Here is a 23,675-nt window from a genome sequence, read left to right on the forward strand (position 1 = left end):
TTCACGTGAAACCAATCGATCCCCGCCTTCTGCGGTACGCCCGCGCCACCCGTCTCTTCCTCGTCGCGGTCATCGGCCTGGGGGCCGTCGGCGCCGGACTGGTCATCGCCCAGGCCATGCTCATCGCCGAGATCGTCGTCGGAGCGTTCCAGCACGGACAGTCGGTCGCCGAACTGCGCACTCCCCTGCTGCTGTTGGCCGCCGTGGCCGTGGGGCGATCGATGGTCGCGTGGCTCACTGAACTCGCGGCCCATCGTGCCAGCGCGGCCGTGAAGTCGGAGCTGCGCGGGCGGCTGCTCGACCGGGCGGCGACGCTCGGTCCCGGGTGGCTGAGCGGTCAGCGGACCGGCTCGCTGGTCACCCTGGCCACGCGCGGGGTCGACGCCCTGGACGACTACTTCTCGCGCTACCTGCCGCAGTTGGGGCTCGCCGTGGTCGTGCCCGTGGCGGTGCTGGCCCGGATCGTCACCGAGGACTGGGTGTCGGCGGCGATCATCGTCTGCACCCTGCCGCTGATCCTGGTCTTCATGATGCTGATCGGCTGGGCGACCCAGTCCCGGATGGAGCGGCAGTGGCGGTTGCTCTCCCGGCTGTCGGGCCACTTCCTGGACGTGGTCGCGGGACTTCCCACGCTGAAGGTGTTCGGCCGGGCCAAGGCACAGGCGGAGTCCATCCGGCGGATCACCGGCGAGTACCGGCAGGCGACCCTGCGGACCCTGCGGATCGCCTTCCTGTCCTCGTTCGCGCTGGAGCTGCTGGCCACACTGTCGGTCGCGCTGGTCGCCGTGACGATCGGGATGCGGCTCGTCCACGGAGACATGGATCTCTACATCGGTCTGGTGATCCTCGTGCTGGCGCCCGAGGCCTATCTGCCGCTGCGGCAGGTGGGTGCGCAGTACCACGCGGCGGCGGAGGGGCTTGCGGCGGCGGAGGAGATCTTCAGCGTGCTGGAGACGGCGGTGCCGGAGCCGGGTACCGGGGCGGGGCCGGTGGGATCGGTGGGTGGCGTGGCCTTCGAGGGGGTCAGTGTTCGGTATCCGGGGCGGTCCTCGGACGCGGTGACCGGTGTGTCGTTCACCGTCGAGCCCGGCGAGACCGTCGCGCTGGTCGGGCCGAGCGGGGTGGGCAAGTCGACGCTGCTGAGTGTGTTGCTGGGGTTCGTACGGCCCACCGAGGGGCGGGTGCGGATCGGGGGCGCGGATCTCGCCGGACTGGATCTGGCGGAGTGGCGGTCCCGGGTCGCGTGGGTGCCGCAGAGGCCGCACCTGTACGCCGGGACGATCGCGGAGAACGTGCGACTGGCTCGGCCTGACGCCGACGACGGTGCCGTGCGGCGGGCGCTGCGGGACGCGGGGGCGTGGGAGTTCGTGGCGGCGCTGCCTGAGGGGGTCGGCACCGTGCTCGGGGAGGACGGGGCGGGGTTGTCGGCGGGGCAGCGGCAGCGGTTGGCGTTGGCTCGGGCGTTTCTCGCTGACCGGCCTGTGCTGTTGCTGGATGAGCCGACGGCTGCCTTGGACGGGGGGACCGAGGGGGAGGTCGTTGCTGCGGTGCGGAGGCTTGCCGCTGGGCGGACCGTGGTGCTTGTCGTGCATCGGCCCGCGTTGTTGGGGGTGGCTGACCGGGTGGTACGGCTGGGGGGTGCGGCTTCTGTGCCGTCCCCGGGGTGCAGTGGGCCCACCAGGGGGCTCCGCCCCCTGGACCCCCGCCCTCGCCCACCCGCCGCCCGACTCGGTCAGCTGGAAGGCGAGCCGACGGGGGTGCGGGCCGGTGGGCTGGAGGGGCGGCCGGTGGGGGCTGGGCTCGGTCGGCCGGATCGTGGGCCGGTGAAGGTTGGGCTCGGTCGGCTCGAAGGCGAGCCGACGGGGGCACGGGACGGTGGGTTGGAGGGGCGGCCGGTCGGGGATCGACCCGGGCGGCTGGATGGGGGGTCGGTGGAGGGTCGGCTCGGTGGGCTCGACGGGAGGCCGGTTGGGGGGCGGCTCGGTCGGCTGGAGGGTGGGTCGGAGCAGCGGGTCCGGGGTGGCGTGTTGCGGCGGGTTCGGGGGATGGGTGGGAGCAGGCGGGGGCGGTTGGCCGGGGCCCTTGGGCTGGGGAGTCTTGCCCTGGGGAGTGCCGTGGGACTCATGGCCACCTCCGGCTGGCTCATTTCGCGGGCCTCTCAGCAGCCCCCGGTGCTCTACCTGATGGTGGCCGTGACCGCGACCCGGGCGTTCGGGATCGGGCGGGCCGTCTTCCGGTACGCCGAGCGGCTGGTGTCGCACGACGCCGTGCTGCGGATGCTGGCCGACACCCGGGTCGCGGTGTACCGGCGGCTGGAGCGCCTGGCCCCCGCCGGGCTGCGCGGCGCCCGACGCGGTGATCTGCTCACCCGGCTGGTCGCGGACGTGGACGCGTTCCAGGACTACTGGCTGCGCTGGCTGCTGCCCGCCGGAGTGGCCCTCACCGTGTCCGCAGCCTCCGTCGGCTTCACCGCCTGGCTGCTGCCCGAGGCCGGTGCCGTCCTCGCGGCGGGTCTGCTGGCCGCCGGTGCCGGTGTCCCCCTGCTGACCGCGACCGCGGCGCGGCGGACCGAGCGGCGGCTGGCGCCCGCCCGGGGAGTGCTCGCGACCCGTGTGGCCGACCTGCTCACCGGCACGGCCGAGCTGACCGTCGCCGGTGCGCTGCCGGCCCGTACGGACGCGGCCCGGCGGGCCGACGGCACCCTGACCCGGATCGCCGCGCGCGCAGCCGCCGTCACCGGACTCGGGGACGGGCTCACCGCGCTCGTCTCCGGGCTGACCGTCACGGCCACCGCGGCGTTCGGCGCCCAGGCGGTGGCGGCCGGCCGGCTGAGCGGTGTGGCGATGGCCGTGGTCGTCCTGACCCCCCTGGCCGCCTTCGAGGCCGTACTGGGACTGCCGCTCGCCGCACGGTACCGGCAGCGCGTGCGACGCAGCGCGGAGCGGGTGTACGAGGTCCTGGACGCGCCCGAGCCCGTGCGCGAGCCCGTCTCGCCCCGGCAGGCGCCGGCCTCGCCGTTCCCGGTGGTCGTCAAGGGCGTGGTCGCGCGGTACGCGGGGCAGCGGCGGGAGGCGCTCGCCGGGCTGGACCTGACGCTGGAGGAGGGGCGCCGGGTCGCGGTGGTGGGGGCGTCCGGTTCCGGGAAGACGACCCTCGCCCAGGTGCTGCTGCGGTTCCTCGACCCGGAGGCGGGCTCGTACACGCTCGCCGGTGTGGACGCGTGCGCGCTGGACGGTGACGACGTACGGCGGTTCGTCGGGCTGTGCGCGCAGGACGCGCATCTCTTCGACAGCTCGGTGCGCGAGAACCTGCTCCTCGCCAGGAAGGACGCCAGCGAGGCCGAGCTGCGGGGGGCACTGGGCCGGGCCCGGTTGCTGGACTGGGTGGACGCGCTGCCGGACGGCCTGGACACCCTCGTCGGCGAGCACGGGGCGCGGCTGTCCGGCGGGCAGCGGCAGCGGCTGGCGCTGGCACGCGCGCTGCTGGCCGGTTTCCCCGTGCTGGTCCTGGACGAGCCGGCCGAGCACCTGGATCTGCCGACGGCGGATGCGCTGACCGCCGATCTGCTGGCCGCGACGGAGGGCCGTACGACGCTGCTGATCACCCACCGGCTGGCGGGACTCGACGCGGTGGACGAGGTGATCGTGCTCGACGCCGGCCGGGTGGTGCAGCGAGGGCCGTACGAGCGGCTGATCGCCGAGGACGGGCCGCTGCGGGAGATGGCACGCCGGGAGGCCGAGGCGGAGTCGCTGGTCGGGGTGGGCTGAGGGCTCGCCGACGGCGCCGCCCCGCGGGCCCGGGCGGGGCAGGCGCCCCGGCTGCTCCGACCGGCCCACCAGCGTGGCGGGGTCTCGGGGTCCGGCCGCTGCTCCAGGGATCCCCTGTTTCAGGGAGCCCCCGCCCCAGAAAGCCCCTGCTCCAGGGAGCCCCCGCTCCAAGGAGGCCCGCTCGTGCTCCCCGCGCGGCCACCCGGCGATGTCCGGCCGGGCCCACCGGTGTGGCAGGTCACTGTGACCCGCGCGGAGCGCTACCGCACCCGGTCGGCGAGCAGGTGCTCGATCACCACCGCCACGCCGTCGTCGTTGTTGGCGACCGTGCGGCCCGACGCGGCGGCGATGACGTCGGGGTGGGCGTTGCCCATCGCGTAGGACTGGCCGGCCCAGGTCAGCATCTCGACGTCGTTGGGCATGTCCCCGAAGGCCACGACCTCCTCGTGCGAGATGCCGCGTTCGGCGCAGCACAGCGCGAGGGTGCTGGCCTTGGAGACGCCGGGTCCGCTGAGTTCCAGCAGGGCGCTGGGGCTGGAACGGGTGACGTTGGCGTGCTCGCCGACGGCCAGCCGGGCGAGGGTGAGGAACGCGTCGGGGTCGAGGGACGGGTGGTAGGCGAGGATCTTGAGCACGGGCTGGTCGGCCTCGGGACCGTCGGGTGCGAGCAGCTTCTCGGCGGGCAGGAGGTGGTCGGGTATCTCCATGTGCAGCTTGGGATAGTCCGGCTCCTGGTGGAAGCCGTACGTCTGCTCGACCGCGAACACCGTGCCCGGCGCCGCCTCGCGCAGCAGCTGTACGGCCTTCAGGGCGTTGTCCCGGGCCAGCTCGCGGACCTTCACGAACCGGTGGGCGCCGGGGCCGCCGTGCAGGTCGACCACGGCGGCGCCGTTGCCGCAGATCGCCAGGCCGTGGCCGTGGACGTGGTCGCTGACCACGTCCATCCAGCGGGCCGGCCGGCCCGTGACGAAGAAGACCTCGATCCCGGCCTCCTCGGCGGCGGCCAGCGCGGCGACGGTCCGTGGGGAGACCGACTTGTCGTCGCGCAGCAGAGTGCCGTCCAGGTCGGTGGCGATCAGCCGCGGTGGCAGGGCGGCGGCAGGGGTCCCGGGCTGTCTGGTCGCTGAGGTCACCGGGCCATTCTCACCCAGGCTCCCGCACGGCCGTGCGGGAGCCCGCGCAGATGAGACGCAGGCGACGCTCGGCGCGGCCGGTGCGGGGGTTGGTTCCGGGGTCAGTCCAGCTGGGTGAGGGCTTCCATGGCGATCCGCTCGAAGACCTTCTCGTCGGCGGCGAAGTCGGAGTCCGGGATCGGCCAGTGGATGACGATCTCGGTGAAGCCCAGTTCCTGGTGGCGGCCGGCGAAGTCCACGAAGGCGTCCAAGGACGCGAGCGGCCGGCCGCGGTCCGGGGTGAAGCCGGTGAGCAGGACCTTGTCCAGTTCGGCGATGTCCCGCCCGGCGGCCTCGCACGCCTCGGCCAGCTTGCCGATCTGGCCGCGCAGGGCCGCGACGGACTGCTCCGGCGTACCGGTCTCGTACAGCTTCGGGTCGCCGGTGGTCACCCACGCCTGGCCGTACCGCGCGGCGAGCCTCAGGCCGCGCGGGCCGGTGGCCGCCACCGCGAACGGCAGCCGGGGCCGCTGCACACAGCCCGGGATGTTCCGGGCCTCGTGCGCCGAGTAGAAGCGGCCCTCGGAGGACACCGCGTCCTCGGTGAGGAGCCGGTCGAGCAGGGGCACGAACTCGGCGAACCGGTCGGCGCGCTCGCGCGGGCTCCACGGTTCCTGGCCGAGGGCGGTGGCGTCGAACCCGGTGCCGCCCGCGCCGATGCCGAGGGTGACCCGGCCGCCGGAGATGTCGTCCAGCGAGATGAGTTCCTTGGCGAGGGTCACCGGGTGGCGGAAGTTCGGCGACGTGACCAGCGTGCCGAGGCGAAGCCGGTCGGTGGCCGCCGCGGCCGCCGTCAGCGTCGGGACCGCGCCGAACCAGGGGCCGTCACGGAAGCTGCGCCAGGACAGATGGTCGTAGGTGTACGCCGTGTGGAAGCCGAGCTGCTCGGCGCGTACCCAGGCCGAACGGCCACCCTCGTGCCAGCGGCGGTACGGCAGGATCACGGTGCTCAGACGCAGACTCATGCGTCCGAGCGTAAGCGGCCCCTCGGCAACGGACGAAACGGTCACCGTGTGCGGTCCGGCGGCCACGGAGTGGTCACCGAGTGGTGGGGGTCCATGCGTCGGCCGACCACCGCGCGTTCTCCGTGTCGGCCGACCACCGGGTGTTCTCCGTGTCGGCCGGACAACGGGTCTCCCCGGTGTCCGCCGGCCGCGCAGTGCTCAGTGCGGGCCGGGGAAGCGCAGGTAGCGCGGCGGGACGGTCGCGGTCAGCCAGACGCCGTTGGCGCTGATGTGGAACACATGGCCGTCGCGGTGCATCGCGCCGGAGTCCACGGACAGCACCACGGGCCTGCCCCGGCGGGCGCCGACGCGGGTGGCGGTCTCCCGGTCGGCGGAGAGGTGCACGGCGTGCCGGTTCATGGGACGCAGGCCCTCCGCGCGGATCGCGTCCAGGTGGCGGGCGACCGTGCCGTGGTACAGGTACGGCGGTGGGGCCACCGGGGGCAGACCGAGGTCGACCTCGATGCTGTGACCCTGGCTGGCGCGGATCCTGCCGTTCTCGACCGCGAAACGCCGTTTGTCGTTGGCGGCGACCACGTGGTCGAGCTCCGCGCGGCTGAACGGGAACCCATGGGCGGCGGCCGCGGCGATCAGTGTGTCGATCTCCACCCAGCCGCCGGGGTCCGGCGTGAGCCCGATCCTCCCGGGCTGGTGCCGCAGGTGTCTGGAGAGGTACTTCGACACCTTCACGGTGCGGCGTTCGTCCATGGGTCCAGCGTGCGGGAGAGACAGGGATCACGCAGCTTGTTTTCGTCGCGAGGTTTGATCCACAGCCAAGTGCGGTTATCCACAGGCGGATTGACGAAGGTGTGGACAACTGCCGTGCGCTGTGGGGCCTTTCGCGTCACAACCTCGGTTCCACCCGCGCGATCCTCCTCAGCAGCCCCGGCGCGAAGCGTGACAGCAGGTGGGCGCCGCGGGCCTCCGGGGTCACCGGCGCCACCGCCCTGTTGCCGGCCACCGCGTCCAGGATCGCGTCGGCCACCTTCTCCGGTGGGTAGTTGCGCAGGCCGTACAGACGGGCCGTCCTGCGCCGGCGGCGGCGTTCCTCCTCCTCGTCGACACCGGCGAAACGGGCCGTGGAGGTGATGCTCGTGTTGACGAAGCCCGGGCAGACCGCCGTGACGCCGATGCCCTGGGCGGCCAGCTCGGCGCGCAGGCACTCGGAGAGCATCAGGACCGCCGCCTTGGAGGTGCTGTAGGCGGGCAGCACGCGCGAGGGCTGGTAGGCGGCGGCCGACGCGACGTTGACGATGTGGCCGCCCTGACCGCGTTCGGCCATCCGCGCGCCGAAGAGCCGGCAGCCGTGGATCACGCCCCACAGGTTCACGTCCAGCACCTTGCGCCAGTCGTCGGTCGTCGTGGCGAAGAAGGAGCCCGACAGACCGATGCCCGCATTGTTGACGAGCACGTCCAGCACGCCGTACTCGTGGTGGACCTTCTGCGCGAGCTTCTCCATGGCCTGCTCGTCGGAGACGTCGGCCGGCTCCGCCCAGGCCTCGGGCGCGCCGGCCGGCCGGGACAGCTCGGCGGTGCGGGCGGCGGCCTCGGCGTCGCGGTCGACGGCGATCACGCGCGCCCCGGCCTCGGCGAAGGCGAACGCCGTGGCCCGGCCGATCCCGCTGCCTGCGCCGGTGACCAGCACCAGCTGTCCGGCGAACCGGTCGGCGTGGCGCCCGGTGGGCGTCGGGGTGGGACAGCCGCCCTCGACGGACGTCGTGAACTCCTCGATCCAGGCGGCCACCTGGTCGGGACGCGTGCGCGGGACCCAGTGCCCGGCCGGGAGCGTGCGGCGCGTCAGCCGGGGCGCCCACCGGTCCAGGTCGTCGTACAGCCGATCGGAGAGGAACGCGTCGCCCTGGGGCGTGATGAGCTGCACGGGCGCGTGGGCGTACGCGTCGGGGCGCGGCCTGCGCAGCCGCGCGCGGACGTTGTCCCGGTACAGCCAGGCGCCGTGTGCCGCGTCGGTGGGGAGCGAGGCGGTCGGGTAGTCGCCGCCGGGGACCCGCTCGGCCCGCTCCAGGATCTTCGGCCAGCGCTTGCCGAGCGGACCGCGCCAGGCCAGCTCCGGCAGGACGGGCGTGTGCAGCAGGTACACGTACCAGGACTTGGCGCCCTGGCCGAGGAGCTGGCCCACCCGGCGGGGCGTGGGGCGCTTCACGCGCGCGTTGATCCAGTGCCCGAAGTGGTCGAGGGACGGCCCCGAGATGGAGGTGAAGGAGGCGATGCGGCCCTGCGTGCGGCCCACCGTGACGAACTCCCAGGACTGCACCGAGCCCCAGTCGTGCCCGACGAGGTGCACCGGCCGGTCCGGGCTGACCGCGTCCACGACTGCCAGGAAGTCGTCGGTGAGCTTGGCCAGGGTGAAGCCGCCGCGCAGCGGCCGGGGTGCCGTGGAGCGGCCGTGGCCCCGGACGTCGTAGAGGACGACGTGGAAGCGGCCGGCGAGCCGGACGGCGACCTCCGACCAGACCTCCTTGCTGTCCGGGTAGCCGTGCACCAGCACCACCGTCGGCCGGCCGGGATCGCCCAGCTCGGCGACGCACAGCTCGACCCCGCCCGTGCGCACCCGGCGCTCGCGTGCACCCTTCACGGTCACTCCTCCTCCGCCCAGCGCCGCGTGTGCGGCGGATCGTCGTCCAGCCAGAACGCGCTCTCCTCGGGGTCCCGGGAGTCGGTGACCACCAGGATCTCCTCGAACTTCGCGCCCGTCCCCCGGAAGCCGAGGCGGGGTTCGACCGCCCGGAGGCCCGGCCGCGGGGGATGGTCCGGGAAGCGGTACGGCGACCACAGCGGCGACCAGCCCTCGCGGTGGCCGTGCAGCGCGCGGGCGGCGAGGCCCTTCAGGGACCGGGTGCCGAACCCGAACGAGTGGGGTGGCCAGCGGCGCTGCCGCACCCGGTCCACCTTGTGGGCGATCACCCCGAAGGGGCAGGCGCGGTGCCGGTCGGCGTAGCCCTGGGGCCGGAACCCCCGCAGCTCCGCCGAGCACTCCCTGGTCGACGTCGTCGCCATGCCATCCCGTCCCGCCATCGCCGTACGTGCCCGTAACCGGGCACCGCCGAATCTGGCACTTGTTAGACCCGACGTCAACAGGGGCCCCGTACCTCTCAAGGAGGGGGTCCCTTACGGAACCCCTACATCTGGAGTCTGACGAGAAGACTGCTCTTCGGTCTGACGACGGACAGTGGTCCGCGTCACTACTGTCGACGGCGTGACTGTGATCGCGACCGAAAGCCTGAGCAAACGGTTCCCCCGGGTGACCGCGCTCGACCGGCTGTCCGTGGACATCGGACCCGGTGTGACCGGACTCGTCGGGGCCAACGGCGCCGGCAAGTCCACCCTGATCAAGATCCTGCTGGGCCTGTCCCCCGCCACGCAGGGCCGTGCCGAGGTGCTCGGCCTCGACGTCGCCACCAAGGGCGCCGCCATCCGCGAGCGCGTCGGGTACATGCCGGAGCACGACTGCCTGCCGCCGGACGTCTCGGCCACCGAGTTCGTCGTCCACATGGCCCGTATGTCCGGCCTGCCGCCCGCCGCCGCCCGCGAGCGCACCGCCGACACCCTGCGCCACGTCGGGCTGTACGAGGAGCGCTACCGCCCCATCGGCGGCTACTCGACCGGCATGAAGCAGCGGGTGAAGCTCGCCCAGGCGCTGGTGCACGACCCCCAGCTGGTCTTCCTGGACGAGCCGACCAACGGCCTCGACCCGGTGGGCCGCGACGAGATGCTCGGCCTGATCCGCCGCATCCACACCGACTTCGGCATCTCGGTCCTTGTCACCTCGCACCTGCTGGGCGAGCTGGAACGCACCTGCGACCACGTCGTCGTCATCGACGGCGGCAAGCTCCTGCGCTCCAGCTCCACCACCGACTTCACCCAGACCACGACCACGCTCGCCGTCGAGGTCACCGACACCGACGAGCACCCCGACGGCACGCGCGCGATGCGCGAGGCGCTGCAGGCGCGCGGGGTGAGGGTCGAGGCCGGCAGCGGCCTGCCGGGCGCCGGCCACATCCTGCTCCTGACGGCGCAGGGCGAGGAGACGTACGACCTGGTCCGTGACGTCGTCGCCGACCTGGGCCTCGGCCTGGTGCGCATGGAGCAGCGCCGGCACCACATCTCGGAGGTCTTCACCGAGGACGAGCAGCGGAAGGAGGCGGCCGTCCATGGCAGTTGAGCAGCCCCTGCCGGCATCCGCCGCGACCCCGGGTGACCAGACCCGCATCCACAACATCGGCTACCGCAACTACGACGGCCCCCGCCTCGGCCGTTCCTACGCCACCCGCTCCCTGTACTCGCAGTCCCTGCGCGGCGCCTACGGCCTCGGCCGCTCGGTCAAGTCCAAGGTGCTGCCGATGCTGCTGTTCGTGGTGATGTGCGTGCCCGCGGCCATCATGGTCGCCGTCGCGGTCGCCACCAAGGCCAGGGAACTGCCCGTCGACTACACGCGCTACGCGATCATCATGCAGGCCGTCATCAGCCTGTACGTCGCCTCGCAGGCGCCCCAGTCCGTCTCGCGCGACCTGCGTTTCAAGACCGTCCCGCTGTACTTCTCGCGGCCGATCGAGACCGCCGACTACGTCCGCGCGAAGTACGCGGCACTGGCCTCCGCGCTGTTCGTGCTCACCGCGGCCCCGCTGATCGTCCTCTACGTGGGCGCGCTGCTGGCCAAGCTGGACTTCGCCGACCAGACCAAGGGATTCGCACAGGGACTCGTCTCCGTGGCACTGCTCTCACTGCTCTTCGCCGGCATCGGCCTGGTCATCGCCTCGGTCACCCCGCGGCGCGGCTTCGGCATCGCGGCCGTCATCGCCGTACTGACCATCTCCTACGGCGCCGTCTCCACGCTCCAGGCCATCGCCGACGCGCAGAACAGCACCGGCGCCATCCCCTGGATCGGGCTGTTCTCGCCCGTCACACTCATCGACGGAGTCCAGTCCGCCTTCCTCGGCGCGAGTTCGGCGTTCCCCGGCGCGGCCGGCCCCGGCAACGGCGAGGGCGCGGTGTACGTCCTGGTCGTCCTGGGCCTGATCGCCGCCAGCTACGGCCTCCTGATGCGCCGCTACAAGAAGGTGGGACTGTGACCACGCCCAGCCCGTCTCCCGCCACCACCCTTCCAAGGAATGGGCTGCGCCCATGAGCACTCTCACCATCGACCACGTCTCCCGCTGGTTCGGCAACGTCGTCGCCGTCAACGACATCACCATGACCATCGGCCCCGGCGTCACCGGTCTGCTCGGCCCCAACGGCGCCGGCAAGTCCACCCTCATCAACATGATGGGCGGCTTCCTCGCCCCCTCCACCGGCACCGTCACCCTCGACGGCCAGCCGGTCTGGCGCAACGAGGCGATCTACCGGCACATCGGCATCGTCCCCGAGCGGGAGGCGATGTACGACTTCCTCACCGGCCGCGAATTCGTCGTCGCCAACGCCGAACTGCACGGCCTCGGCGACAAGGCCGCCCAGCGCGCCCTCGCCACGGTCGAGATGGAGTACGCCCAGGACCGGAAGATCTCCACGTACTCCAAGGGCATGCGCCAGCGCGTGAAGATGGCGTCCGCGCTGGTCCACGACCCCTCGCTGCTCCTGCTGGACGAGCCGTTCAACGGCATGGACCCGCGCCAGCGCATGCAGCTCATGGACCTGCTGCGGAAGATGGGCGACGAGGGCCGCACGGTGCTGTTCTCGTCCCACATCCTCGAAGAGGTCGAGCAGCTCGCCTGGCACATCGAGGTCGTGGTCGCCGGACGGCACGCGGCCAGCGGCGACTTCCGCAAGATCCGCCGGCTGATGACCGACCGCCCGCACCGCTACCTGGTCCGCTCCAGCGACGACCGCGCCCTCGCGGCCGCGCTGATCGCCGACCCGTCCACGGCCGGCATCGAGGTCGACCACGCCGAGGGCGCCCTGCGCATCCAGGCCGTCGACTTCGGCCGCTTCACCGCCCTGCTGCCGAAGGTCGCCAGGGACCACGGCATCCGGCTCCTCACGGTCTCGCCGTCCGACGAGTCCCTGGAGTCCGTCTTCTCGTACCTGGTCGCGGCGTAGGAGGCCGAAGATGTACGACCCCACCGTCGCCCGGCTCACCTACCGGGCCCTGCTCGGCCGCCGCCGGGCCCTCATCCTCGGCGCGCTGCCGCTGCTGCTCATCGTGATCTCCGTGGCCGTCCGCGCCCTGACCGGAGCCGACGACCAGACGGCCTCGGACGTCCTCGGCGGCTTCGCGCTCGCCACCATGGTGCCGATCATCGGTGTCATCGCCGGCACCGGTGCGATCGGCCCGGAGATCGACGACGGCTCGGTCGTCTACCTGCTGTCCAAGCCGCTCAAGCGGCCCACGATCATCTTCACCAAGCTGATCGTCGCCATCGCCGTGACCATGGTCTTCTCGGCGGTGCCGACCCTGATCGCCGGCCTGATCCTGAACGGCAACGGCCAGCAGATCGCCGTCGCCTACACGGTCGCCGCGCTCGTCTCCTCCATCGCCTACTCGGCGCTGTTCCTGCTGCTGGGCACGGTCTCCCGGCACGCGGTGGTCTTCGGGCTCGTCTACGCCCTGGTCTGGGAGGCGCTGTTCGGCTCCCTGGTGCCGGGCGCGCGCACCCTGAGCGTCCAGCAGTGGTCGCTGGCCGTCGCCCACAAGATGGCCGGAGGGGATCTCGTGACCTCCGAGGTGGGCCTGCCGACGGCCACCGTGCTGCTGGTGGCGGTCACCGTCCTGGCCACCTGGTACGCCGGCCAGAAGCTGCGGTCGCTGACGCTCGCGGGCGAGGAGTGACGGGTCCCGGCCTTGACGGGGGCTTCACCCCGGCCCGGGCACACTGGGCTGAGCGGACGTACGGCTAGGAGGCCGGAGATGGCTGAGGAGACGCCGCAGCACGAAGCGCGGGAGCGGACCGGCGCGGGCGGCTGGGACGACGTCGTCCTGGACGAGACGTTCGTCCGGGCGGCCGGGACCTCGGAGCCGTCGGCCCGGGCCCGGATGCTCGCCGCGCGCTGGCGGGCCGAGGCACCCGAGCCGCAGCCGTGGCGCTCCGACGAGCCGCCGGCCGGCTGGTTCTTCAGCAAGGTGCGGCGCCGCAGGTGGCGCCGCCGCTAGCGGTCGTCCGTCTGTCTTATTCGGTGGCGCTCAACTCCGGCTCGGGGCACAGTGATTGTGCCCCATCTGCCGGGATCGTCCCGGCGTCACCGACTGGGAGCGGAGGTGGGCGATGCCCCTGCACGGCAGTACGCCCAGCTCCCGACAGGGCAGCCCGAAGCCGGCTCCGGAGTGATGCGCCACCCCTCCGTGGAGCCACGGGGACTGCCCGGGGCGGCCGCTTCGAGCACGCGATGTCGCTCTCGTGTGGGCCGCTCACCCAGCCGCGGCCACGGGGGGCTCGGCCGCCCCTGGTGGTCGAGCCCCCCTGGCGTCGGCGATCTTGCCCAGGAGAGCGGGACGGAGAGGCCAGGACGGCCGACACCGGCTTCACTCCCGGGGTCGCCGGCCACGCGCGCGACGGCGTGGTCCAGGCCGACGGCCGGGTCGTGGCCGCCGGGGACGCCGAGACCTGTCCGGCCCTGGCCCGCCGCCTGCCCTGACGCGGCGGCCCGCTAGCCGAGCAGCCGCTCCAGTACGACCGCGATCCCGTCCTCCTCGTTGGAGGACGTGATCTCGTCTGCCACCGCCCGTAGTTCCGCGTGGGCGTTGGCCATGGCCACGCCGCGGGCCGCCCAGGCGAACATCGGGATGTCGTTGGGCATGTCGCCGAAGGCGATCGTGTCGGCGGCCTTCAGGCCCAGGCGGCGGGCCGCCAGGGACAGGCCCGTGGCCTTGGACAGGCCGAGCGGGAGCAGCTCCACGATGCCCTCGCCCGCCATGGCCACCGTGACGAAGCCGCCGGCCGCCTGCCGGGCGGCCTCCGCCAGCTCGTCGTCGCCCATCGTCGGATGCTGTATGTAGATCTTGTTCAGCGGTGCCGTCCAGAGGTCGGAGGCGTCCGTGAACGGGGTGGCGGGCAGCTTGCCGGTGACTGCGTAGCCCGGGCCCACCAGCACCTCGCCGTCCAGGCCGTCCCGACTGGCCGCCAGGTACAGCGGGCCCACCTCGGTCTCGATCTTGGCGAGGGCCACGCCCGCGAGCTGCCGGTCCAGGGTGACCGAGGTCAGCAGGCGGTGGGAGCCGGCGTCGTACACCTGGGCGCCCTGACCGCAGACGGCGAGGCCGTCGTAGCCGAGGTCGTCCAGGATGTGCCTGGTCCAGGGGACCGCGCGACCGGTGACGACGATGTGCGCGGCGCCCGCCGCGGTGGCCGCGGCGAGCGCGTCGCGGGTGCGCCGCGAGACCGAGTCGTCGGAGCGCAGGAGCGTGCCGTCGAGATCGGTCGCGATCAGCCGGTACGGGAACGCGGTCACTTGGCGACCGGCTCCAGGACCTCACGGCCGCCCAGGTAGGGGCGCAGCACCTCGGGGACCCGGACGGAGCCGTCGGCCTGCTGGTGGTTCTCCAGGATCGCCACGATGGTGCGCGGTACGGCGCACAGCGTGCCGTTGAGGGTGGCGAGCGGCTTGACCTGCTTGCCGTCGCGCATCCGGATGGACAGCCGGCGGGACTGGAACTCGGTGCAGTCCGAGGTCGAGGTCAGCTCGCGGTACTTGCCCTGGGTCGGGATCCACGCCTCGCAGTCGAACTTGCGGGCGGCCGAGGAGCCGAGGTCACCGGAGGCCACGTCGATGACGCGGAACGGCAGCTCCAGCGAGGTCAGCCACTGCTTCTCCCACTCCAGCAGGCGCTGGTGCTCGGCCTGCGAGTCCTCGGGGGCGACGTACGAGAACATCTCGACCTTGTCGAACTGGTGCACGCGGAAGATGCCCCGGGTGTCCTTGCCGTGCGAGCCCGCCTCGCGGCGGAAGCACGGGGAGAAGCCCGCGTACCGCAGCGGCAGCCGGTCCGCGTCGATGATCTCGTCCATGTGGTAGGCCGCCAGCGGGACCTCGGAGGTGCCGACCAGGTAGAGGTCGTCCTTGTCGAGGTGGTAGACGTCCTGGGCGGCCTGGCCGAGGAAGCCGGTGCCGGCCATGGACTGCGGGCGGACCAGCGCCGGGGTGAGCATCGGCGTGAAGCCGGCGGCGGTGGCCTGGGCGATCGCCGCGTTCACCAGGGCCAGCTCCAGCAGGGCGCCGACACCGGTGAGGAAGTAGAAGCGGGAGCCGGAGACCTTGGCGCCGCGCTCGACGTCGATCGCGCCGAGCAGCTGGCCCAGCTCCAGGTGGTCCTTGGGCTCGAAGCCCTCGGCGCCGAAGTCGCGGATCGTGCCGTGCGTCTCCAGCGTGACGAAGTCCTCCTCGCCGCCGACGGGCACGTCGGGGTGGACGAGGTTGCCGAGCTTGAGCAGCAGCTCCTGGGTCTCGGCGTCGGCGGCGTCGCGCTCGGCGTCGGCGGCCTTCACATCCGCCTTCAGCTGCTCGGCCCGCCCCAGCAGCTCGGCCTTCTCCTCGGCGGTGGCCTTGGGGATCAGCTTGCCGAGCTGCTTCTGCTCGGCGCGCAGTTCGTCGAAGCGGACGCCGGAGGACCTGCGCCGCTCGTCGGCAGACAGGAGGGCGTCGACGAGCGCGACGTCCTCTCCACGGGCGCGCTGGGACGCGCGCACACGGTCGGGGTCCTCACGGAGCAGGCGAAGGTCAATCACGAGGGCAAGGCTACCGGTGCGGGGTCGCGGCTCACGAATCACTAATCGGCGGAGTTCTGATTCGCGGCATACGTTCCGTTATGCGGTAATTGCCGAGCGTGTTCCGCTCTGGTGTCCGTACGGCATGCCGAGCGTCAAGGGGAAAGTGTCTCACTCCCTGGGACGGGCCACGTCCCGGGCGCCGGGTTGACCCGACTTCCTTGTGGAGAACGGGATTTGGCGGGCCGGTTGTCCACAGCGATCCACACCCTCCGAAGAGTTATCCACAGGCTGTGTGGAAGATCTGTGGACTTCGGAATTGATCACTCCGGAAAGCGCCAACGGACTGAAGAATTCCCGGGTCAAACCGCATCGACACCCACGTTCGGGTGGAAAACGGTCGCCCCAAAAGATGAACCAAAGGAAACGCGTGGACGAAGGGTGAGTCAGGTGCCGGTGGTACCGGTCGGGGCTTCCAGGGCGATTTGTCGACCGGACGGCACCGCTGTGTCGACTTGTCCCCAGGTCGAGAAGGGAACCTGTGGATAACTTCTGTGGATAACCTTCGTCCGCAGGTACGACCGGTAGGCGTCCGCACGTGCGACCGGCTAGAACCGGCCGTCCTGGCAGCGCGCCACCCAGTCCGCGGCCGCCATGAACTCCTCGTCCGACGTGCCCGGCAGCGTCGGCCTGGCCCCGTCCGGCGTGATGTCCGCGCGCGGATAGGACCCGAGGAAGCGCACCTGGAGACAGATCCGCCGCAGCCCCATCAGCGCCTCCGCCATCCGCCGGTCGGCGATGTGCCCCTCGGCGTCGATGCAGAAGCAGTAGTTGCCGATCCCGGCGCCGGTCGGCCGGGACTGGAGCAGCATGAGGTTGATGCCGCGCGAGGCGAACTCGCCGAGCAGGTCGCGCAGGGCGCCGGGGTGGTCGTCCCGCTGCCACAGCACCACGGAGGTCTTGTCGGCACCGCTGGGCGCGGCCGGCCGGGCCGGGCGGCCGACCAGCACGAACCGGGTCTGCGCGTTCTCCGCGTCGTGGATCCCGGTCTCCAGCGCTTCGAGGCCGTAGCGGGCGGCCGCGAACTCGCCGGCGAAGGCGGCGTCGTAGCGGCCCTCCTGGACCAGGCGGGCGGCGTCCGCGTTGGAGGCCGCCGACTCCCAGGTGGCCTCCGGGAGGTTCGCGCGCAGCCAGTTGCGCACCTGGGGCTGGGCCGCCGGGTGGGCGGAGACCGTCTTGATGTCCGCGAGCTTCGTGCCGGGGCGGACCAGCAGTGCGAAGGTGATCGACAGCAGCACCTCGCGGTAGATCATCAGGGGCTCGCCCGCGACCAGCTCGTCCAGGGTGGTGGTGATGCCGCCCTCGACGGAGTTCTCGATCGGCACGAACGCGGCCTCGGCCTCGCCGGCCCGGACCGCGTCCAGCGCGGACTGCACCGAGACGTACGGGATCAGCTCCCGGGTGGCTGCCTCAGGAAGCGTGCGCAGGGCGACCTCCGTGAAGGTGCCCTCCGGGCCGAGATAGGCATAGCTCGCTGGCATGTCCTCACCCTAATGGCCGCAGGCCCGGTCGGTTGAGGCATCTCACGACAACCACTCGACCAGGTGGTTTGAACCCGGTTCACCCCACAAAGTGCCGGCGCCCGTGGTCACCCCTCCAGCAGCCGCTGCCCCACGTACTCTCCCGGCGCAGCACCGCCCGGCACCGCGAACAGGCCGCTCGCCTCGTGCCGGATGTACTTCGACAGCGCGTCACCCCGGTCGAGCTTGCGCTGCACCGGGACGAATCCGCGCAAGGGGTCCGCCTGCCAGCAGATGAAGAGGAGACCGGCGTCGGGCGTGCCGTCCGCGTCGATGCCGTCGTGGTAGGAGAACGGGCGCCGCAGCATGGCCGCGCCGCCGTTCCTGTCGGGCCGGGTGATCCGGGCGTGCGCGTTGAGCGGGACGACCCAGTCGCCGTGTGCGTCGGTCTTCTCCAGGTCCATCGGGGTCGTCTCGTCGCCGCCGGACAGCGGCGCCCCATCGGCCTTGCGGCGACCGATGACCTGCTCCTGCGCGGCGAGCGACAGCTTCTCCCAGTCGTCCAGGAGCATGCGGATACGGCGGACGACCGCGTAGGAACCGCCTGCCATCCACGCGGGCTCGCCCGAGGCCGGCACGAAGATCCGCTGGTCGAAGTCGGTGTCGGTGGGCTTGGGGTTGCGGGTGCCGTCGAGCTGGCCCATGAGGTTGCGGGCCGTCATGGGGTGGGCGGTGGCACCCGGGCTGCGGTTGAAGCCGTTCATCTGCCAGCGCACCCGTGCGGCCGAGCCCGCGTCCTTCTGGATCGCGCGCAGCGCGTGGAAGGCGACCAGGGCGTCGTTCGCGCCGATCTGCACCCACAGATCGCCGTCGCTGCGGGACTTGTCGAGGTGGTCGGAGGAGAAGTCCGGCAGCGGGTCGAGCGCGCCGGGTCGCTGCTTCTCCAGGCCCGTCCTGGCGAAGAAGCTGTGTCCGAAGCCGAAGGTGAGGGTCAGCGAGGACGGCCCCGCGTCCCGGGCCACATCGGTGTCGCCGTGCGGGGCCGCCTCGCCCGCCATCAGCCGCTCGGCGGTCGTGGACCAGCGGCGCAGCAGGGCCGCCGCCTCCCTGCGTCCGGCCCCCGCCGCCAGGTCGAAGGCCACGAGATGGCCGCGCGCCTGGAGGCCCTCGGTGATACCGGGTTGATGTTTCCCGTGAAACATCGCTCGCCCCACGCCCACCGAGGTGAGCGGGGTGGCCTCGGCGGGCGCGGAGGCGTAGCCCACGGCCCCGCCGGCCGCGCCGAGCACCAGCCCGGTGGCGCCGGCGGTGCCGAGCAGGGCGCGCCGCGAGATGCCGCTCGCCCCGGACACGGGCTCCGCCACCGGAGCGTCGGGCGTACGGGCGTGGGGGATGGACTGGTCGGGCATGGTGTGGTTCAGCCGATCTTCGCGTTCTTGGAGACGGTCACCTGGTCGATGTCGGAGGTACGGACCGTGACGGAGATCTTCCAGTCGCCGGCCATGGGGATCTGCACTCCGTTCGCCGACCAGTGGCCGGTGGCGATGTGGTCGGGATTCACGGCAAGCGGGCCGATCTTCTTCGCCTCCAGGGTGAAGGAGACCTTCACCTCCGGGACGTCGAAGGCCCGGCCGTTGGGCCGCTGGACGTAGACGTGCATCTCGTTGCCGCCCACGCGCGCGGGGTCGAGGTCGATGCTGACGACGCCCTTGCCGTCGGTGCCTCCGGTGTCGAACGGCATGTCCAGGGTGAGCGCGCCGGACGCCGCCGAGGTGCCGGAGTCCGCCGGCGCGGAGGTGGCCGCCTTGGCCTCCTGCTCGGTGCGGCCCGGCTCGGTCTGGGTCAGCGCGGTGGTGACGGCGAGCAGCACGATGGCGACTCCGGCCTCGGCGAGCACCGAGCGGCGCAGGCCGAAGCGGTTCGGGTCGCCGTCCCGCAGCCGTTTCCGCCGGGCTGCGTCGACGGCCGCGCGCTGCCGGGCGAGCTGGGCGGCGCGCCGGGTGTCACGGGAACCGGCGCCGGTGCCCTTGCCGTCACCGGTCGCCTTCGAGACGGCGACCTGCTCCTTGCGGGCCTGGGCCTTCTCCGCCTTCCCGGTGCGGACGGCCGGGTCCGTGAGCCGCCCCGTCCACCGCCGGGACACGGCCGCGATGCCGACCAGCACCGCCACCAGTCCGATCTTGACCAGCAGCAGCTGCCCGTACCGGGTCTCGGTGAACGCCGACCAGGAGCCGAGCTGCCGCCAGGACTGGTAGACGCCGGTGAGGACGAGGGCGAGGACGCTGCCGAAGGCCACCCGGGAGAAGCGCTGTACGGCGGCGGCCTCGACCGGGGTCTCGGCGGGTGCCCGGTACAGCGCGGTCAGCAGGGCGGTGAGACCGCCGAGCCAGGCGGCGACGGCCAGCAGGTGCACGACGTCGACCGGCATGGCGATGCCCGGCTGGAGCCCGGTCGAGGCGTGCTCGGCCATGGCCCAGCTGGTGGCGAGTCCGGCCGCGACGACCACCCCGCCGACGGTGAGCCCGAAGGTCAGGTCGCGCTTCTCCTCGCCCTCGTCCCGGGGATCAGGCAGTCGGCGCGCAGCGCCGTCGTTCAGGGCGGTGGTGGGTGACGGGCGGGCGTAGGCGCCGAAGAGGACGGCGACGAACAGCGCGGCGGCGGCGAGCAGCAGCAGCCGGGAGACGAGCGCGGCACCGGTCTTGGTCTGCAGCACCTGGCCGAGCAGGCCGAGGTCGAAGACGTCGGCGAACTTTCCGGAGGTGGTGTACGCGCCGCGCAGGAGCAGCAGCCACAGGGTGGCCGCCGTCAGCGCGACCCAGCCGCCGACGACCAGCCGCTGGAGGGGCCGTACGCCCGCGCCGGGCCGCCAGCAGGCGAGCACGAAGGCCGCGCCGCCGGCGAGCACGATGAAACCGGCGTACGACACGTACCGCCCGAACGCGTAGAGCCCGCCCACGACCCCGCCGCCCGCGGCCGGACCGGTGCCGGAGACGACGGTCCGCGAGGGCGCCCCGATCGAGAAGGTGTAGGCACCGGCGACGGGGTGGCTGTCCGCGGAGACGACCTGATAGGTGACGGTGTACGTGCCGTCGGCCAGGCCGCCCTTGAGCCGCACGGTGTACGTCGTCCCGCTCACGTTGGCGGGGCTGCCGGTCTGGACCGGTTTGCCCTTCGGGTCGAGGACGCGCAGGGAGTCGTCGTTCAGCGCGACCTTCTCGGAGAAGGTGAGCGACACCTGGGTGGGTGCCTTGTCGACCACCACCCCCTGCGCGGGGTCGCTGCCGGTCAGCGCCGCGTGGGCGGAGGCCGGTCCGGCGCCCGCCAGCAGCGCGCCGGTGACGGCGATGAACAGCAGCACCAGGATCCGCACGCGGGGGGCGATGGTCCGGGTCACGGTGATCCCTCCCTCAGTGGCCGGTCGACGGGTTGTACGTGGCGGACTTGACGGGCATCTCGACGGTGAGCGGTCCGGACTTGCTGAAGGTGAGCTTCACCGTGACCGTCTGGCCCTGCTTCGGCGCGCGCTTCAGCTTCTCGAACATCAGATGGTTGCCACCGCTTCTGAAGACGAGCCGTCCGTGGGCCGGTATCGCGAAGGAGGACTTCTCCGTCATGGCCCCGCCGACCGTGCTGTGCATGGTCACCTCGCCGGCGACGTCACTGGTGACCGAGGTCAGCTCGTCTCCGGCCCCGCCCTTGTTGGCGATCGTCAGGAACCCGGCGGCCATGTCGGCGGAGACGGGCTGGGGCATGTACGAGGAGCCGACGGTCAGCTCCGCCTTGTCCGACCCCGTGCCGGATCCGGAGCAGCCGGCGAGGGCCAGGGCCCCGGCGAGCGCTCCCGCGGTCAGAACGGCGGCACGGCGCCTCACGGGTTGGCTCCCTTGACGAGCTTGGGCAGGTCCTTGGTGTAGTCGTCGACCGTGGCGTCCTCGCCGTAGAGGACGTATCCGGCGTCGGTCTTCGGCGAGAAGGCGACGACCTGGGTGCCGTGGACGGAGACGAGCTTGCCGTCCTTGTCCTTCGTCGTCGGCTCCACGGAGATGCCGACGGACCGGGCGCCGGCCTGGATCCTGGCGAAGTCGCCGGTCAGGCCGACGAACTGCGGGTCGATGCCCTTGAGCCACTTGCCCAGCTCGGCCGGGGTGTCGCGGCCGGGGTCGGTGGTGACGAACACGACCCGGAGGTCGTTCTGCTCGGCCTTGGGCAGTGCCTTCTTGGCGACGGCGATGTTGCTCATCGTCGTCGGGCAGATGTCGGGGCAGTGCGTGTAGCCGAAGTAGACCAGGGTCGGGTGGCCCTCGGTCTCCTTGCGGAGGTCGTACTTCTTGCCGTGGGTGTCGGTGAGGACCAGGTCCGGCTTGTCGAACGGCTGGTCCAGCACGGTGGCGACCTTGCCCGCGTCCGATCCTCCCGAGACCACGGCGACCGGCGACTTGCTGTCGTCGCCGCTGCCGCAGGCGGAGAGGGTCAGGGTGGCGGCGGCGAGCAGCACGGCCGCGGTGAACGTCTTCTTGCGCATAGAAAAATGTCCCAGATGTGTGAACTCCGGCGCGCACCGGGGTCGTACGACGGTCCGGGTGCCGGGGTCGTACGGCACCCGGTGCGCGCTGCGGAACGAAGGCTCAGGCGGCGGTCCGGCGGCGGCTCGCGAGGACGCCGTAGGCCACGCCCGCGACGCCGACGACGATGCCGACCACGCCGAGCACGCGCGCGGTGGTGTCACTGTCGTCGCCGGAGTCCTCGGCGGCGGCCGTCTTCCCGGTCTTCTCGGCGGTGTCCTCCGCGCTCGCCGTGCCGTGGTGGTCGTCGGTGGCGGCGGACAGCTCCAGGACCGGGGCCGGGTTCTCCGGCTCGTCCTGGCCCTCCTGCGGCACCTCGATCCAGCGCACGACCTCCTTGTTGGAGTACGTCTGGATCGCCTTGAACACCAGCTGGTCGGTGTTCTCGGGCAGCGCGCCCAGGGAGAGCGGGAACTTCTGGAAGTAGCCGGGCTCGATGCCCTTGCCGTCGGCGGTCCAGGTGACCTTGGTGACGGCCTCGTCGATCTTCTCGTCGTGCACGGTCAGCGGCTTGGCCAGCTTGGACTTGGTGATGTCGATCTTCCAGCCCGGGATCGCCTCCGGCATCACCGAGGCGATCGGGTGGTCGGCCGGGAAGTTCACCTCGACCTTGGTCGTCGAGGCGTTGTCACGCTCGTTCGGGACCTTGAAGTCCACGACGGCGTAACCGCCCTTGGCCGCGGGACCCTCCGGCTGCACGGAGACGTGCGCGAAGGCGGGGGCGGACACGGCGAGGACGGCCGTGCCCGCGACAGCGGCGGCGGCGGCGATACGAGAAGCCTTCATGGAAGGAAGCACTCCACTCTGAGTCAGGACCGGTGATGAAGAGGGGTACGCGCGCGTGACCTGTGTTGTGGCAGGACGGCACGGAAATCGGCCGTACGGCTCGGGAGATCGCGCACGCGCGCGTGCCGCGCGTCGGCGGCGCACCGGGTCCGTGTCGGGGGAGCGGTGGCCGCGTCAGGCGGCGAGGAGGAAGGCGGCGGCGGGCGGGCCGCGCCGGATCACCGTGTGCTGGAGTACGGCGGTGTGCGGGGCCGGTGCCTCGTCCCGGTCGGGGCGCGGGCCGCGCGGGCCGGGCCCGGTGGCGGGCAGCAGTCCGGCGCACAGGGCGCACGTCAGCGCGAGAGCAGCGCGCAGGGACCGTACGAGCGCCCCCTCCGCGACTCCATGCGCCGACAGCTCGGTCAGCCGCAGCACCGCGAGGTCCCCGCGGCGCAGCAGCCAGCCGGCGGCGACAGCCGCGAGCACATGGCCGAGCAGCATGGGCAGCGAGGGCAGCAGACCGGCCGAGGCGCCGGTGGCGTCGTGGACGTGCTCGACGGTGCCCAGGCCGGACGTCGGCCGGCCGGCGCGGTCGATGAGACGCGCGTCGAGCAGCAGGCGGAAGGCGTGTCCCGGAGTGAGGGACGCGGCGGTCGAGCCGCACACGAGCCGCGCGGCCCGTTCGACCAGCGCGTTGTCGCTCAGCACGGCGCCCGTCGGCCCGCCCGCCGCCGTCGGCCCCCCGAAGCCCATCGACATCCCGGCGGAGGCCATCGTCGCCCCGTGCTGGCCCAGCCCGAACAGCGTGTGCAGCACGGTCTGGCCGAGGGCGAGGAGCACGGCGATGCCCGGCAGCGAGCGGGACCGCCCGGCGAGCGGTGCCACGAGCAGCAGGGCGCCGAGGAAGCCCGCGCCGAGCGTCCACAGCGGCACGGGCGCGCAGGAGGCCAGGGAGTGCCCGCCCGCGGCCAGCGCGACGCAGACCGCGGCGAACACCGCGGCCCGCAGGGTCCGGAGCCCGGCTCCGGAGTGCGCCGTGCTTGTGTGGGGGGCAGTCATGGCGGGGTCATCATCGCACTGCCCTCACCGCTCGCATACGGCAGGGCGCCTGAGGCGTCCCTCATACACCGATTCCTCCCCCGGCGCATCGGCCGGATGGGCGCAGACACGTCAACGGAGTGCTTACGGCCGCCTACGGGCGGCAATACGTAACGGTATGTCGAGCCGCGGCCAGG

The 23,675-nt window shown here is 72.5% G+C and carries 19 protein-coding genes and 1 pseudogene; 6 read left to right on the forward strand and 14 right to left on the reverse strand.

Annotated elements, in window-relative coordinates; translation table 11 throughout:
- Positions 1-5 precede the first annotated feature (5 nt).
- Positions 6-3,767: a thiol reductant ABC exporter subunit CydD gene (gene cydD / locus ACH4LD_RS21600; RefSeq protein ID WP_398054878.1), complete on the forward strand. Its 3,762-nt coding sequence runs from the start codon at positions 6-8 to the stop codon at positions 3,765-3,767.
- A gap of 260 nt (positions 3,768-4,027) precedes the next feature.
- Here the strand turns inward: cydD and ACH4LD_RS21605 are convergent, their stop codons facing one another.
- The 5 genes and pseudogenes from ACH4LD_RS21605 to ACH4LD_RS21625 all read right to left on the reverse strand — a co-directional run.
- Complete coding sequence (locus ACH4LD_RS21605; RefSeq protein ID WP_398054879.1) at positions 4,028-4,900, reverse strand: Cof-type HAD-IIB family hydrolase; 873 nt, start codon at positions 4,898-4,900, stop codon at positions 4,028-4,030.
- Positions 4,901-5,001: 101 nt separating this feature from the next.
- Entirely contained in the window at positions 5,002-5,904 is a 903-nt protein-coding gene (locus ACH4LD_RS21610; protein WP_398054880.1) for an LLM class flavin-dependent oxidoreductase, read from the reverse strand.
- Between the two features lie 198 nt (positions 5,905-6,102).
- Positions 6,103-6,651, reverse strand: a complete 549-nt coding sequence (locus ACH4LD_RS21615) for an RNA 2'-phosphotransferase (protein WP_103813623.1) — start codon at positions 6,649-6,651, stop codon at positions 6,103-6,105.
- Between the two features lie 136 nt (positions 6,652-6,787).
- On the reverse strand, positions 6,788-8,542 hold the full coding sequence (locus ACH4LD_RS21620) for an SDR family oxidoreductase (RefSeq protein WP_398054881.1): 1,755 nt from the start codon (positions 8,540-8,542) through the stop codon (positions 6,788-6,790).
- A pseudogene (locus tag ACH4LD_RS21625) lies at positions 8,539-8,910 on the reverse strand (Xaa-Pro aminopeptidase); the annotation flags it as partial. The pseudogene ACH4LD_RS21625 and the gene ACH4LD_RS21620, both read right to left, overlap by 4 nt.
- Positions 8,911-9,163: 253 nt before the next feature.
- Between ACH4LD_RS21625 and ACH4LD_RS21630 the strand changes: the two are divergent.
- The 5 genes from ACH4LD_RS21630 to ACH4LD_RS21650 all read left to right on the forward strand — a co-directional run bounded on the left by ACH4LD_RS21630 (position 9,164) and on the right by ACH4LD_RS21650 (position 13,045).
- Positions 9,164-10,123, forward strand: a complete 960-nt coding sequence (locus ACH4LD_RS21630; protein ID WP_398054983.1) for an ABC transporter ATP-binding protein — start codon at positions 9,164-9,166, stop codon at positions 10,121-10,123.
- Positions 10,113-11,030 (forward strand): ABC transporter permease subunit, encoded by a 918-nt coding sequence (locus ACH4LD_RS21635; RefSeq protein ID WP_132784921.1) that lies wholly within the window; start codon positions 10,113-10,115, stop codon positions 11,028-11,030. The genes ACH4LD_RS21630 and ACH4LD_RS21635 overlap by 11 nt, the downstream gene beginning before the upstream one ends.
- A 52-nt stretch (positions 11,031-11,082) precedes the next feature.
- Complete coding sequence (locus ACH4LD_RS21640; RefSeq protein ID WP_398054882.1) at positions 11,083-11,994, forward strand: ABC transporter ATP-binding protein; 912 nt, start codon at positions 11,083-11,085, stop codon at positions 11,992-11,994.
- A 10-nt stretch (positions 11,995-12,004) separates the two neighbouring features.
- Positions 12,005-12,724: an ABC transporter permease gene (locus tag ACH4LD_RS21645; protein WP_103813629.1), complete on the forward strand. Its 720-nt coding sequence runs from the start codon at positions 12,005-12,007 to the stop codon at positions 12,722-12,724.
- Between the two features lie 78 nt (positions 12,725-12,802).
- The gene (locus tag ACH4LD_RS21650) at positions 12,803-13,045 is read left to right on the forward strand and encodes a hypothetical protein (protein ID WP_398054883.1); all 243 of its coding nucleotides are present in this window, start codon (positions 12,803-12,805) and stop codon (positions 13,043-13,045) included.
- Between the two features lie 494 nt (positions 13,046-13,539).
- On the opposite strand, the gene ACH4LD_RS21655 is transcribed toward ACH4LD_RS21650, so the two are convergent.
- From ACH4LD_RS21655 to ACH4LD_RS21695, 9 genes are all read right to left on the reverse strand, one after another.
- The gene (locus ACH4LD_RS21655) at positions 13,540-14,340 is read right to left on the reverse strand and encodes an HAD family hydrolase (protein WP_398054884.1); all 801 of its coding nucleotides are present in this window, start codon (positions 14,338-14,340) and stop codon (positions 13,540-13,542) included.
- Positions 14,337-15,614 (reverse strand): serine--tRNA ligase, encoded by a 1,278-nt coding sequence (gene serS, locus ACH4LD_RS21660; protein ID WP_398054885.1) that lies wholly within the window; start codon positions 15,612-15,614, stop codon positions 14,337-14,339. Before serS ends, ACH4LD_RS21655 begins: the two co-directional genes overlap by 4 nt.
- A 587-nt stretch (positions 15,615-16,201) precedes the next feature.
- Positions 16,202-17,134: a prephenate dehydratase gene (pheA, locus tag ACH4LD_RS21665; RefSeq protein ID WP_398054886.1), complete on the reverse strand. Its 933-nt coding sequence runs from the start codon at positions 17,132-17,134 to the stop codon at positions 16,202-16,204.
- 107 nt (positions 17,135-17,241) lie between these two features.
- Entirely contained in the window at positions 17,242-18,522 is a 1,281-nt protein-coding gene (efeB, locus tag ACH4LD_RS21670) for an iron uptake transporter deferrochelatase/peroxidase subunit (protein ID WP_398054887.1), read from the reverse strand.
- 8 nt (positions 18,523-18,530) lie between these two features.
- Positions 18,531-20,507 (reverse strand): copper resistance CopC/CopD family protein, encoded by a 1,977-nt coding sequence (locus ACH4LD_RS21675; RefSeq protein WP_398054888.1) that lies wholly within the window; start codon positions 20,505-20,507, stop codon positions 18,531-18,533.
- Between the two features lie 13 nt (positions 20,508-20,520).
- Positions 20,521-20,985: a copper chaperone PCu(A)C gene (locus ACH4LD_RS21680; RefSeq protein ID WP_398054889.1), complete on the reverse strand. Its 465-nt coding sequence runs from the start codon at positions 20,983-20,985 to the stop codon at positions 20,521-20,523.
- Positions 20,982-21,635, reverse strand: a complete 654-nt coding sequence (locus ACH4LD_RS21685; RefSeq protein ID WP_103813637.1) for an SCO family protein — start codon at positions 21,633-21,635, stop codon at positions 20,982-20,984. Before ACH4LD_RS21685 ends, ACH4LD_RS21680 begins: the two co-directional genes overlap by 4 nt.
- A 103-nt stretch (positions 21,636-21,738) precedes the next feature.
- Positions 21,739-22,461 (reverse strand): YcnI family protein, encoded by a 723-nt coding sequence (locus ACH4LD_RS21690; protein WP_398054890.1) that lies wholly within the window; start codon positions 22,459-22,461, stop codon positions 21,739-21,741.
- A gap of 174 nt (positions 22,462-22,635) precedes the next feature.
- Positions 22,636-23,499 (reverse strand): hypothetical protein, encoded by an 864-nt coding sequence (locus tag ACH4LD_RS21695; protein ID WP_398054891.1) that lies wholly within the window; start codon positions 23,497-23,499, stop codon positions 22,636-22,638.
- Between the last annotated feature and the right edge of the window lie 176 nt (positions 23,500-23,675).

It is taken from the genome of Streptomyces sp. NPDC017676 (assembly GCF_044329325.1).
GTDB lineage: Bacteria > Actinomycetota > Actinomycetes > Streptomycetales > Streptomycetaceae > Streptomyces.